The sequence below is a fragment of the Roseovarius sp. genome (assembly GCF_040223625.1).
GTDB lineage: Bacteria > Pseudomonadota > Alphaproteobacteria > Rhodobacterales > Rhodobacteraceae > Roseovarius.
In genome coordinates, this window is record NZ_JAVKFX010000023.1 from 1 (window position 1) to 13,145 (window position 13,145).

Sequence of the window (13,145 nt, forward strand, 5' to 3'; positions counted from 1 at the left end):
CCTCGATATACTGCTGAAACCGCGCACGAAGCGCCTTCGGCAAAGGTGCTGACATGATCCGATCCTCCCAGGGAGAGGGAAGCACAATCAGCGTCTTCTGGGAATCCCCGGCGATTCAGGTTTTCATAGAAACGCTCTAAAATCCCCGGCATGTAACCGGCGCGGATTCACCAACTGTTTTCCCTCGTTCTGCCATACCCGCCGGGTAATCCAACGGGCGGCAGACATCATGACCTATCGAGCAACGCATATCCCCCCGCACGCCCCGGCGCCCATCCTGCGCCGGCCGGCAGAGGCCACGCCGCGCCCCCGCGCGGCCCAATTCGTGGCGCAGGCCGAACGCGGCACCCTGCCGGGATTCCCCAGAACGTCGCTGGAGCGTGAAAGCTACTGGAGGGAAAGCGAAGGCCCGGTCCGCATCACCGGATTCGACCCGCGCGAGCATGTCCTGTCACTGGAATTCGACGCCGGCGCCCCCATGCCACAGCTCACCGTCGAAACGGACGAAGATCACGCCGTAAGCGCCCTGATGGCAAACGGAAAACCCGTGGCGCTACTGTTCCTCGACGACACCGGCTTCACGCTCGACAACGTCGCCGTCACGCAAACACCCCGCTGACGGGGCTCAGCGCCCCTCGAACTTCGCCGTCCGCTTCTCCTGGAACGCCACCACGCCTTCCTTGAAGTCGCGCGAGTTGCCGCATTCCCCCTGCAGCCGCGCCTCCAGGTCGAGCTGCGCGTCCAGACCGTTCTCCCAGCTCCCCCGGATCGCCTGTTTCAGGTTCCGATAGGCCGCCGTCGGCCCTTTCGCCAGGTGCGCCGCCCGGCCCCGCCAATGCGTATCGAACTCCGCATCCGGCACCGCCTCCCAGATCATGCCCCATTGGTCCGCCTCGCGGGCGCTGATCGGCTCGGCGAACAGCGCTGCCCCCATCGCCTTGGCCGCCCCCATCTGTCGGGGCAGCCAGAACGTGCCCCCGGCATCGGGGATAAGCCCGATCCGTGTGAAGGCCTGCAGGAAATACGCGCTCTCCGTCGCGATCACCACGTCCGCCACCAGCGCAAGGTTCGCCCCCGCCCCCGCCGCCGGTCCGTTCACGGCGGAAATGGTCGGCACCGGGCACTCGCTGATCGCCTTGAGCATCGGCACGTACTCGTCCCGCAGCACACGTTCCAGGTCGAGCGCCGCCGCCGTCCCGCTATCCGACAGATCCTGACCGGAACAGAACGCCTTGCCGTTCCCGGTCAGCACGACCACCCGCGCCTCCTGCCCGGCAAAGCGCACCGCATCGGTAATCTCGGCCCGCATCTGCGTGCTGAGCGCGTTCATCCGGTCCGGCCGGTCCAGCCGCAGCACGGCGATGTCGTCCTCGATCTCGAGCGTGATGGTCTGGTACTGTTTCACGGGGGGTGCGCCTTTCAAAATCTCACGCCAAAGGTCTAGCGCCAAATCACCGCACGGGCCAAGCCCGACGATGCGTCATTCCTTCATGATCTCGCGCAGCCGCGCCTGTTCCTCGTCCGTCAGCCCCGCCTCGGCCTGCGGAGCGGCCTGCGACCGCCGCCGCACGAAGACCACCCCGATCGCCGCCCCCAGCAACAGCATCGCCGGCCCCGCCAGCCATAGCACGAGATTCGACCCGCCGGCCTGCGGCTTCAGCAGAACGTACTCGCCATACCGGTCGACGATATACTCCACGACCTCTTCATCCGTATCCCCCGCCAGCAGCCGCTCCCGCACCAGCACGCGCAAATCCCCGGCCAGTTCCGCGTTGGAATCGTCAATGCTCTCGTTCCGGCACACGACACAGCGCAGACCCTCCGAAATATCCCGAGCCCGCGCCTCCAGCACCGGGTCGTCCAGCATCTCGTCCGGCTGCACCGCGAAAAGCGGCCCCGCCATAAGGCAAAGCAAAAGCACCAGCCGCCTCATTCCGCCGGCACCCCCTGCGCCCGCGTGCGGCGCGCGCCCGCCGCCACGCGATACCGCCGGTCCGACAGCGACAGCGCCCCGCCAATCGCCATCAGGATGGCCCCGCCCCAGATCCAGTTCGCCAGCGGCTTGTAATAGGTCCGCACGGCCCAGCCGCCGCCGGTCTGCGGATCGCCGATCACCACGTAGACATCGCGCAGGAACCCGTTATCCAGCGCCGCCTCGGTCGTCGGCATCCCCGCCACGGGATAGACCCGCTTCTCCGGGTGCATCGTGGCGATCACGTCACCATCCTTCGCCAGCGTGAAATCCCCCATGGTCGAGCGATAGTTCGGCCCCTCGACCTGCCGCACGCCGTCGAGCGTGAGCGTAAAGCCCGCCACCTCGAAGCTGTCGCCCTCCTGCACCACGCGGATATCCTCGACCTCCCACGCGGTCATCGCGGCCACGCCCGCCATCGTCACGCCAAGCCCCGCATGGGCCACCGTCTTGCCCCAGTCGCCCCTCGGCAGCCGCCGCAACCGGCCCAGCCTGTCGCCACCCCGCCCGGTGCGCGACCAGATATCGGTCACCGCCCCGCCGATCAGCCACGCGGCCAGGAACAGCCCGACCGGGCCCACAGCACTCCGCCCGGTCTGCATCGCCCAGGCCAGAACGCCAACAGCCACGGCCAGCACGAAAACCGGCGCCAGCTTTCGCAGCACCCGGCCCACCTGCGCCCGCTTCCATGACAGCATCGCGCCCACCGGCAACAGCAGCCCCAGCGCGATCATGAACGGCGTGAACGCCATGTCGAAGAACGGCGCCCCGACCGACAGCTTCCGGTCAAAGAACATCTCGGCGATCAACGGCCAGATCGTGCCCACGAACACCACGAAGGCCGCAACCCCCAGCAGCAGGTTGTTCACCACCAGCACCGACTCGCGGCTCACCAGCCCGAACACCCCCTTCGACTGCATCACGCCCGCACGCGCCGCGAACAGCGTCAGCCCCAGCATCATGAACACCGCAAGGATCAGCAAAAGGAACACCCCCCGCTCCGGGTCCGACGCAAAGGCATGCACCGAGGTGATCACCCCCGACCGGGTGATGAACGCTCCGATCATCGAGAACCCGAAGGCGATGATCGCCAAAAGGATCGTCCAGCTTTTCAGGCTTTCCCGTTTCTCCACCACCACGGCCGAATGCAGCAGCGCCGCCGCGATCAGCCACGGCATGAAGCTCGCATTCTCCACCGGGTCCCAGAACCAAAACCCGCCCCAGCCCAGCTCGTAATAGGCCCACCAGGAGCCCAGCCCGATGCCGATGGTCAGGAATACCCACGCCGCCAGCGTATAAGGCCGCACCCAGCGGCCCCACGCCGCATCGACCCGCCCCTCGATAAGCGCCGCCACGGCAAAGGAGAAGGTCATCGAAAGCCCGACATAGCCGAGGTAAAGAAACGGCGGATGAAACGCGAGGCCCGGGTCCTGCAACAGCGGGTTGAGGTCGGTCCCGTCGAACGGCGGCACCGCCATGCGCAGGAACGGGTTCGAGGTGAACAGGATGAAGGCAAAGAACGCCGCCCCGATCATCCCCTGCACCGCCAGCACCCGCGCCTTCAGCGTCGGCGGCAGCTCCCGCCCGAACCACGCCGCGAAGAAGCCGAACAGCGTGACGATCAGCACCCACAACAGCATCGAGCCCTCGTGGTTCCCCCACACGCCGGTGATCTTGTACAGCATCGGCTTCAGCGAATGGCTGTTCTGCACCACCAGCTGCAGCGAGAAATCCGAGGTCACGAAGGCCCACATCAGCGCCAGGAACGACCCGGCGGTCAGCAGGAACTGCAACACCGCCGCGGGCTCCGCCGCCGCCATCCAGCCGGCCCAGCCCTTCTGGGCGCCGACAAGCGGAACGAGGGCCTGAAAGCACGCCACGAAGAAGGCGAGGATCAGGGCGAAATGACCAAGCTCGGTAATCATGCGCCCCTTATAGATTTCCGCGCCGCGCGGGCCAATGACAATCGGCGCGCGCGCCGGATCACATTGTCGCGGGGGTCACGTCCCGGCCCCGCCGCCACGCATCCAGCGCCGGGTTCTCCCCGTCGACGACCGTCTCCAGCGCCAGCCCCGCATCATGCCCCGTCGCCGCCGCCCCCGGCGTGCCCGGCTCCAGCCGCCGCAGCGCCGCGATATTGTCCACCACCTGCGGCGTTCGCGCCATGACACCCGCCAGCGAGCGCTGGAAATCCTGCCCCTTGGCCTGGTGCCGCGCGCCGAAATAGAAGCTCACGATCGCCCCCAGCAGCCACCACATCGGCTCGGGCACCAGCGCGATCCCTTGCATCCGCTCGGAAAACCACACCGGGTTGGTCATCGCCGAGACGAACAGCGCCAGCGTGCCAAGCGCCATCGCCGGACGCGGTATCCGGTTCAGCCCGTCGATCACCCGGTCGAACAGCCCCTTCCTCGGATGCTGGAACTCCGCCGCCAGCTGCGCCAGTGCCGCCGACTGGATATCTGCCGCCCGCGCATCCGCCCCGTCGGCATTGACCCGGAACACCTCCGCCGTTTCCGCCACCACGTTGCGCCCGTCCCCGAACAGCAACCGGAACACCTGCCCGATCAGCCCCATGCCGCCACCCTCCGGCCGAACTCGGCCTCCGTCATGTGGTAGCGCGGCGAGATAAACGCCTCCGCCCGCTTGATCCAGCCACCCTTCCCGCCCGAACGCGTTCGCGCATATTTGCGCGACGCCGGCCGCCGGTCAGCCAGCCGGAAGTAATAATTGCGCCGCGCAATCCCGTAAGCATCCGCCAGATGATCCGGCGCCGCGGCATGGGCCGCCTGCGCCGCATCGGCCGTCTGCGGCCCGATCACCCCGTCAACCGCCACGTCATGCCCCATCTGCCGAAGCAGCCGCTGCAGGATCTTCACCGCGTTGCCCCCGGCATTCACGTACATGTCGAACACCGACGCCTGCAGCGACACCGGCAACGACCCGATCCTCGGCCGGCGAAAGTAATGCTCGATGAAGATCGCCTCGGCCTGCCCCCGGCTCAGCGCCCGCACATCCGCCACGCCCACCGCACCATCCCCGGTCAGGTCCAGCCCCAGCCGCCGCATCGTGTGGATCGTCACACCATGCTTCGTCGCACCGCCCGGATCGTCCGGGTCGTTCACGAATCCGCCGCCACGGCCCACGATCTCTTTCGCGATCTCTTCCACGGTCTGCATTGCCAGCCCCTCCGCCACTTGCTCGCGGAAAAGCTGCTCGGGACTGGTTAACGACCGGTTCAGCTACCGTCCGGTTCCTGGTAGACGCCCTGTTCCTTCAGGCTGTCGATCACTTCCTTGGGCATGTAATCCTCGTCATGCTTGGCAAGGATCTCGGTGGCCACGAATACCCCGTTCTCATAGGTGCCGGTGCCGACCATGCCCTCGTTCTCGCCGAACAGGTCCGGCAGCACGCCGGTATAGGTGACAGGCACCGCCGCGCCGCCATCGGTCACGCTGAAACGCACGGTCTCGCCCTCGCCGCGCACAAGGCTGCCTTCCTCCACCAGCCCGCCGATGCGGAACACTTCCGTTGGTCCCGGCGGCTCGGCCACGATCTGGCTGGGCGAGCGGAAGAAATTGATCCCGTCGCGCATGGCATAGCCGATCAGCGCGGTCGACACGATCAACGCCACCGCCGCGATCGCGACAATCTGTATTCTCCGCTTCTTCTTGAGCGATTTCATGGCGCTACCCTCCGAAGCTCACGGAAACAGCGGGGCCAGCATCAGCCCCTCCGTCTCCTCCAGCCCCAGCATCAGGTTGGCGTTCTGAATGGCCTGCCCGCTCGACCCCTTGGTCAGGTTATCGAGCGCCCCCACCACGATGGCCCGGCCCGGAAGCCGGTCGCCCACCACCCCGATATGGCAGAAATTGCTGCCCCTGACATGGTGCGTGCTCGGCGTCTCGCCAAACGGCAGGACTTCGATGAACGGCTCCTCGGCATAGGCCTTCGCCAGCGCCTCATGCACCTGCCCGGCCTCACCCTTCACATAGGCCGTCGCCAGAATCCCCCGGTTCACCGGCACCAGGTGCGGCGTGAACTGGATCCGAACCTCCCGCCCGGCAATCGCCGAGAACTCCTGGTCGAACTCCCCCAGGTGCCGGTGCGTGCCACCCACGGCATAGGCGTTGTACCCCTCCGACAACTCGGCATGCAGAAGGTTCTCCTTCAGGCTCCGGCCCGCCCCCGACACCCCGCATTTCAGGTCGAGAATAATCTCGTCGAGGTCGATCACCTTGCCCGCGATCAGCGGCCGCAGCACGAACTGCCCGGTCGCGGCATTGCACCCCGTCCCGGCCACCAGCCGCGCCTTGGCAATCTTGTCACGGTAGAACTCGGTCAGTCCGTATACCGCCTCTTCCTGCATCTCCACCGCCGCATGGGGGTTGCCGTACCACTTCTCATACGCCTCCGGATCGCGCAGCCGGAAATCCGCCGACAGGTCGACGATCTTCAGGTCCCGCGGCAGGGCACTGATCACCTCCTGGCTGGTCTTGTGCGGCAGCGCGCAAAAGCAAAGGTCGATCCCGGCAAAGTCGATCTCCTCGATCGTCACCAGGTCGGGCAGGTCGAGATGGCGCAGATGCGGAAACACCTGCGCCATGCTCTGGCCGGCCTTGGAATTGGCGGCCAACGCGGCAATCTCCATCGTCGGATGGGTGGCGATCAGCCGGACAAGTTCGGCGCCGGTATATCCGGACGCGCCGAGAATCGCGATGTTCTGGGTCATGGTCAGACCTCGTTCAGGAAAGCTGGAAAGGATGTAAGAGAAAAGCCCGCGCCCCGCAATGCGGCGTCTGGGCCCAGTCCGTGCTCGGTCCGGGGCTCAGGCCATCACCGGCGCGGCCTCGAACGTGATCTTTCGTCGGAGGAACTGCGTCGCCCGGTCCGACACCCGCCGCGCATCGCCCGTGGTCAGGAACCTTGCCGGCAGGTCGTCGCCCCGCATCTCCGGGTGCCGCTCGAGGTAATCGGCAAGGCTCGCCGCAACCAGCTCGGCCTGCGAATACACCTGCACGTTCTCGCCCAGTGCCGCCTGGAACACATCCTCCATCAGCGGGTAATGCGTACACCCCAGCACCGCCGCCTCCGGATGCGGCATCTTCCGCTTCAACGCCTCGACATGGCTCTTCACCAGCGCCTCGGCCAGGATCATGTCGCCCTCTTCGATGGCATCCACCACGCCGCCACAGGCCTGCGTCTCCACGTCCACGCCAATGGCCCGGAACGCCAGCTCCCGCTGAAACGCCCGGCTCGACACCGTCGCCGGCGTCGCGAACAAGGCCACATGCTTCACCGCCACTTCCCGCGGCGGGGAGTTGTCGCCCCAGTTCCGCTCGGTCAGCGCCTCGATCAGCGGCACGAACACGCCCAGAACCCGCTTGCCCTTGGGCACGCCGTCTTCCTGCATCCGGCGCAGCGCGGCGGCCGACGCGGTATTGCAGGCCAGCACCACGAGGTTGCAGCCCATATCCCACAGCGTCTCAACATGCGCCTTGGTCAGGTGATAGACATCATCGGCATCCCGCACCCCGTAAGGCGCATGGGCATTGTCGCCCAGATAGATGAAATTCACGTCAGGCAGCCGCTTGCTGATCGCATCCAGCACGGTCAGGCCGCCCAGCCCGCTGTCGAAAATACCAACCGTCATTCGCCTGCAGCCCTTGCCGGGCGCCCCTCATTCGAACTCGAAGCCCAGATCGTTCGGATTGATCGGCCTCGGGCTAAGCTCATACGTCTTCTGCCGAAGGAACGCCATGAGGGATTTCGAGTCTTTCGCCCGCGCCGCCAGGTCGTCCCGCCCGATCGGGTCGCCCACCACCACCCGCACCGAGGTGTCGACGCGCTTGCTGAATTCCTTGAGCAACAGCCCCATCCGCAAGGTGTAATGCAAGTGGCTGGCAATCTGGAACAACCGGCTCGTGTGCCCGTCGAAGTACACCGGCACCACCGTCGCATTGCTCCGCCCCACCAGCCGCGCGGTAAACGCGCGCCATGACGGGTCGAGCGGCTGGGCAAAGGGCTTGGCCGCGGTCGACACGGTGCCGCCCGGGAAAATCCCGATGGCCCCGCCATTGCCCAGATACTCATGCGCCACCCGCCGCGTCTGCAGGTTCAGCGCCATCGCCTCCTTCGTTTCCTCGAAGTCGATCGGCAGGATGATCCGGTTCAGGTCCTCCGCCTTGCGAAACACCTGGTGCGCCAGAATCCGGAAATCCCTCCGCGTCTGGCTCAGGATACGGCCCATCATCAGACCGTCGAGGATGCCATAGGGATGGTTCGCGATCAGCACCAGCGGCCCCTCGCGCGGAATGTTGGCAAGGCTCCCGCCGATCACGTCCAGCGTCAGCCCATAGCGCTCCACCATGACCTGCCAGAAATCGCGCCCCTCGGCCACTTCCCGTTCATACCCCTCCGCCCGCTTGATCAGCCGGATGCGCCCCGTCAGGTTCTCCATCGTCCGGATCATCGCCCGGCCGCTGCGGGTTTGCGCGGAATATGAATAGCTTATGTCACGGGCAATGTGCCGGTCCTGCCGCATGGTCCCAATCCTGTTCGATTCGCGCGCCTGATCGGCGTTTTAGACGGTTCTGAACAGTCATGGTGAAGCTTTTGTGACAGCTCACTGCGCCGCTTTCGACATCTCCTCGCCGCCCGACCGGATCACCGCCAGAAGCTCCTCGCGCCGCTTCGATGCCTTGGTCTCGTTGGCCTGCTTCACATGCCCGAACCCCCGGATCGACAGCGGCAGTTCCGCCAGCGCGACAATCGCATCATGCGTCTTGGCATCCAGCTTCGGCAGCACCTCGGCCATGTCCGCCTCGTACTGCTTGATCAGGCCGCGCTCCATCCGGCGCTCGGCTGAATAGCCGAAGATATCCAGCGGCGTGCCCCTGAGCGCCTTCAGCTTCGGCAGCACCCGCAGCGGCGTTTCCAGCCACGGCCCGAACTCCCGCTTCTTGGGCTTCCCGTCAGGCCCTTTCCCGCCAAGGATCGGCGGCGCAAGGTGGAAGGTCATCCTGAAGTCGCCCTCGAATTCCTCCTTCGCCTTGTCCCGGCTCTTCAGCAGCAGCCGCGCCACCTCGTATTCGTCCTTGTACGAAAGCAGCTTGTGATAGCCCTCGGCCACCGCCTCCTTCACTTGCGGGTCGGAAATCTCGTCGACCAGCTTCCGGTACCGCTTCGCCAGCCCCTTGCCCTGATAGGCGACAAGGTGATCCTCCCGGTACGCGATCCGCTCTTCCAGCGATTTCGGCATCTCGACCACGTTCGGCGCGATCATCTTCCCGGCCTCTTCCGGGAAGGCCGCGGCCCAGCGACCGATCTCGAAGGCCCGCAGGTTGGCATCCACCGCCGCCCCGTTCAGCCGGATCGCCTCCTCGATCGCCTCGAGGCTCACCGGGATCGTCCCCCGCTGCCACGTGGCGCCGAACACCATCATGTTGGAATAGATCGAATCGCCCATAGTGGCCTGCGCAAGCTCGGTCGTATCAATGAGTTGCACGTCGTCCTTCAACTTTGCCTTCAACGACATTTCCAGCCGGTCCGACGGAATCTGGAACTCGGTATTCCGCGTGAACTCGCCGGTGATGATCTCGTGACTATTGACCACGCCCCCGGTGCGCCCGCCCTTGGTCAGGCCCAGCGTCTTCGCCCCGGCACTAACCACGAGGTCACCGCCGATCAGCGCATCCGCCTCGCCCGTCGCGACCCGGATCGCGCTGATATCGCTCGGCTTTTCGGCAATCCGGCAATGGATATGCACCGCGCCGCCCTTCTGGGCAAGGCCCGCCATCTCCATCATGCCCGCGCCCTTGCCGTCGATCTGCGCGGCCTGCGCCAGCACGGCGCCGATGGTCACCGCGCCCGTGCCGCCAACGCCGGTGATCACCACGTTATGCGTCCGCTTGATCTGCGGCAGCTCGGGCATCGGCAGATCGGGCAGGGTCAACTCCGTCGCCGCCTCCTTCCGGATCTTCGCCCCTTCCAGCGTCACGAAGGACGGGCAGAACCCTTTCAGACAACTGAAATCCTTGTTGCAGGCCGATTGGTCAATCGCCCGCTTCCGGCCCAGCTCCGTCTCCTTCGGCACCACGGCCACACAGTTCGACTTCACCCCGCAATCGCCGCAGCCTTCACAGATATCGGTGTTGATGAACACCCGCTTGTCCGGATCGGGGAAGTTCCCCCGCTTCCGCCGCCGGCGCTTCTCGGCCGCACAGGTCTGGATGTAAATGATGGCCGATACACCCTTGATATCCTTGAACTTCTCCTGCACCTGCGGAAGCTCCTCCCGCTCGTGCCAGGTCAGGCCTTTCGGGAACGGCGCCCGGTCCGGCTCTTCCTTCTCGTCATAGACGACGGCCACATGCTCGACCCCCATCGCCTGCAGTTCTTTTGCAATCCGGTCGGGCCCAAGCCCGCCCTCGTTGGTCTGCCCGCCGGTCATCGCCACGGCGTCGTTGTAAAGGATCTTGTAGGTGATGTTCGTCCCGGCAGCCAACGCCGCCCGGATGGCCAGCAGCCCCGAATGGTTATACGTCCCGTCACCAAGGTTCTGGAACACGTGCCCGGTCTTCGAGAACTTCTCCTCCCCGATCCAGTTGGCGCCCTCGGCCCCCATATGGGTGTAGCCGCTGGTCTCGCGATCCATCCACAGCGCCATGATGTGACAGCCGATCCCGGCATAGGCCCGGCTCCCCTCCGGCAGCTTGGTCGAGGTATTATGCGGGCACCCGGCACAGAAATACGGCAGGCGCGACGCGATATCCTCGGCATTGTCCGCCCGGCGCGATTCCGCGATCTCGGCCAGCCCCGCCTTCACCCGGTCGGTGCCGCGCCCCTCCTCGATCAGGATGTCGCCGATCTTCTCGGCAATCATGATCGGGTCCAGCGCCATGCGCGTCGGGAACAGCTCCTCGGTGTGCATCCCCCCGGCACCGCCCTTGTACCAGCCATAGACACGGCGGCCCCGCCGGTCGTCGAAGATCGCCTCCTTGATCTGGATTTCGATCAGCTTGCGCTTCTCTTCCACAACCACGATCAGCTCCAGCCCCTCGGCCCAGTCGTGGAAGCCCTTCATGTCCATCGGGAAGGTCTGGCCCACCTTGTAAGTGGTGATCCCCAGCCGCTCCGCCTCGCGCTCGTCCACCCCCAAAAGGTCCAGCGCATGCACAAGGTCGAGCCAGTTCTTGCCCGCCGCGACGAACCCGATTTTCGCCCCCGGCTTGCCCCACATGCGCTTGTCGATCTTGTTCGCATGCGCAAAGGCCTCCGCGGCATACCGCTTGTGGTCGATCATCCGCGCTTCCTGCGGGATCCAGTGATCGCCCAGCCGGATGTTCAGCCCGTCTTCCGGCATGTCGAACTCGGGCAGGACGAATTGCTGCCGGTCCGGCCGCGCATCGACCACGCTCGTGACCTCGACCGTGTCCTTCATCGTCTTCAGCCCGCACCAGACGCCGGCAAACCGTGACATGGCGAACCCGTAGAGCCCGAAATCGAGAATTTCCTGCACCCCCGCCGGCGACAGTACCGGCATGTAGGCATCCACCAGCGCCCAGTCCGACTGGTGACACACGGTCGAGCTTTCGCCGGTATGGTCATCCCCCATCGCCATCAGCACGCCGCCATGCTTCGAGGTGCCGGCCATGTTCGCGTGCCGCATCACGTCGCCCGACCGGTCGACCCCCGGCCCCTTGCCGTACCACAGGCCGAAGACACCGTCATACTTGCCCTCGCCCCGCATCTCGGCCTGCTGCGTGCCCCACAGCGCGGTTGCCGCCAGGTCCTCGTTCAGCCCCGGCTGAAAGGTCACCTGCGATTCCGCCAGGATCTTCTCCGCCTTCTTCATCTGAAGATCGACCGCCCCCAGCGGAGAGCCACGATAGCCCGTGACATAGCCCGCGGTGTTCAGCCCCGCCGCCTTGTCCCGCGCCGCCTGCATCAGCATCAGGCGCACCAGCGCCTGCGTGCCGTTCAGCAGGACCGGCGATTTCGTCAGGTCGTAGCGGTCATTCAAACTGATCTTCTGCTTGCTCATGGCGGGCCTCCCGTATGGGTTGATCCTGGTGTCCAAATATAGGGCAATAATAGGTCACAATTAGTGACCTATCAAACAATATTTAGGAAATGTTCGCCCGCTGGTATCTATACTGATCCCGGTTTTCTGCTATTTCGTCTGCGGGGAATTGGGCTAACGAAAGTATTACGATGGATTGGGACAAGCTCAGAATCTTTCATGCGGTGGCCGACGCGGGCAGCCTCACCCACGCCGGTGACCAGCTTCACCTGTCGCAATCCGCCATCTCCCGGCAGATCCGCGCGCTCGAGGATTCGCTCAACGCCACCCTCTTCCACCGCCATGCCCGCGGCCTGATTCTCACCGAGCAGGGCGAGCTTCTGTTCGACGCCACCAAGGCGATGATGCGCCGCCTCGACACCGCCACCGCCCGCATCCGCGACAGCGAGGAGGAGGTGTTCGGCGAACTGCGCGTCACCACCACCATCGGCTTCGGCACGCTCTGGCTCGCCCCCCGCCTGCCCAAGCTGTTCGAGAAATACCCCGAGCTCAACATCGACCTCATGCTCGAGGAACAGGTGCTCGACCTGCCCATGCGCGAGGCCGATGTCGCCATCCGCATGAAGGAGCCCAGCCAGGCCGACCTGATCCGCAAGCGGCTGATGCGTATCCACATGTGCCTCTACGCCTCGCAGGACTACCTCACCCAACACGGCACCCCCGAGCGGCCCGGCGACCTGTCCGGCCACCGCCTGATCTGCCAGAACCCCCGCTCGGCCCAGGTCGGCGCCGGCGCCACGCTGGTGCAGGAGCTGATGACGAACGACATCCCGTCGCTTCTGACCGTGAACAACTACTACGGCGTCCTGCAGGCGGTATTGCACAATCTCGGAATCGGCGTCTTGCCCGACTATCTGAGTCGGGATTTCCCCCAGCTCGTCCGTGTCCTGCCCGAGATTCACTCGGTCGAAGTCCCCGTTTTCCTCGCCTACCCGTCCGAGCTTAGACAATCTAAGCGGATAGCTGCCTTCCGCGATTTCGTGCAAGAGGAGATCATCCTCTACAGAAAAGAACTTCAAGAACAGGTAGATAGCTGAATTTTTCACCGGTTTTTGTGTGAGTTATGCATGCAACACATACCGGCCATGA

At 65.2% G+C, this 13,145-nt stretch carries 12 protein-coding genes; 2 read left to right on the forward strand and 10 right to left on the reverse strand.

From position 1 onward, the window contains the following. Positions 1 to 229: 229 nt before the first annotated feature. A complete protein-coding gene (locus tag RLN94_RS05820) occupies positions 230 to 619 on the forward strand; it encodes a hypothetical protein (RefSeq protein ID WP_350126294.1) in 390 nt (129 codons plus the stop codon). Between the two features lie 6 nt (positions 620 to 625). Here RLN94_RS05820 and RLN94_RS05825 read toward each other — a convergent pair whose 3' ends face one another. From RLN94_RS05825 to RLN94_RS05870, 10 genes are all read right to left on the reverse strand, one after another. After that, on the reverse strand, positions 626 to 1,405 hold the full coding sequence (locus tag RLN94_RS05825; protein ID WP_350126297.1) for an enoyl-CoA hydratase-related protein: 780 nt from the start codon (positions 1,403 to 1,405) through the stop codon (positions 626 to 628). Between the two features lie 75 nt (positions 1,406 to 1,480). After that, positions 1,481 to 1,933, reverse strand: coding sequence for a cytochrome c-type biogenesis protein (locus tag RLN94_RS05830; RefSeq protein ID WP_350126300.1), 453 nt, complete (start codon positions 1,931 to 1,933; stop codon positions 1,481 to 1,483). Beyond that, a complete protein-coding gene (locus RLN94_RS05835; protein WP_350126303.1) occupies positions 1,930 to 3,897 on the reverse strand; it encodes a heme lyase CcmF/NrfE family subunit in 1,968 nt (655 codons plus the stop codon). Before RLN94_RS05835 ends, RLN94_RS05830 begins: the two co-directional genes overlap by 4 nt. 58 nt (positions 3,898 to 3,955) lie before the next feature. Further along, entirely contained in the window at positions 3,956 to 4,549 is a 594-nt protein-coding gene (locus tag RLN94_RS05840; protein WP_350126306.1) for a holin family protein, read from the reverse strand. Further along, positions 4,540 to 5,151 carry a holin-associated N-acetylmuramidase gene (locus RLN94_RS05845; protein WP_350126309.1) on the reverse strand — a complete coding sequence of 204 codons (612 nt, stop codon included), beginning with the start codon at positions 5,149 to 5,151 and terminating at the stop codon, positions 4,540 to 4,542. The genes RLN94_RS05840 and RLN94_RS05845 overlap by 10 nt, the downstream gene beginning before the upstream one ends. 59 nt (positions 5,152 to 5,210) lie before the next feature. Further along, a complete protein-coding gene (ccmE, locus tag RLN94_RS05850; RefSeq protein WP_350126312.1) occupies positions 5,211 to 5,657 on the reverse strand; it encodes a cytochrome c maturation protein CcmE in 447 nt (148 codons plus the stop codon). Positions 5,658 to 5,675: 18 nt separating this feature from the next. After that, a complete protein-coding gene (argC, locus tag RLN94_RS05855) occupies positions 5,676 to 6,704 on the reverse strand; it encodes an N-acetyl-gamma-glutamyl-phosphate reductase (RefSeq protein WP_350126315.1) in 1,029 nt (342 codons plus the stop codon). 96 nt (positions 6,705 to 6,800) lie between these two features. After that, a complete protein-coding gene (gene murI / locus RLN94_RS05860; RefSeq protein ID WP_350126318.1) occupies positions 6,801 to 7,625 on the reverse strand; it encodes a glutamate racemase in 825 nt (274 codons plus the stop codon). A 27-nt stretch (positions 7,626 to 7,652) separates the two neighbouring features. Then, a complete protein-coding gene (locus RLN94_RS05865) occupies positions 7,653 to 8,516 on the reverse strand; it encodes a lysophospholipid acyltransferase family protein (protein ID WP_350126321.1) in 864 nt (287 codons plus the stop codon). An 81-nt stretch (positions 8,517 to 8,597) separates the two neighbouring features. Then, a complete protein-coding gene (locus RLN94_RS05870; RefSeq protein ID WP_350126324.1) occupies positions 8,598 to 12,017 on the reverse strand; it encodes an indolepyruvate ferredoxin oxidoreductase family protein in 3,420 nt (1,139 codons plus the stop codon). A 170-nt stretch (positions 12,018 to 12,187) separates the two neighbouring features. On the opposite strand from RLN94_RS05870, the gene RLN94_RS05875 reads away from it, so the two are divergent. Further along, positions 12,188 to 13,093, forward strand: a complete 906-nt coding sequence (locus RLN94_RS05875) for a LysR family transcriptional regulator (protein ID WP_350126327.1) — start codon at positions 12,188 to 12,190, stop codon at positions 13,091 to 13,093. The last annotated feature ends 52 nt before the right edge of the window (positions 13,094 to 13,145 follow it).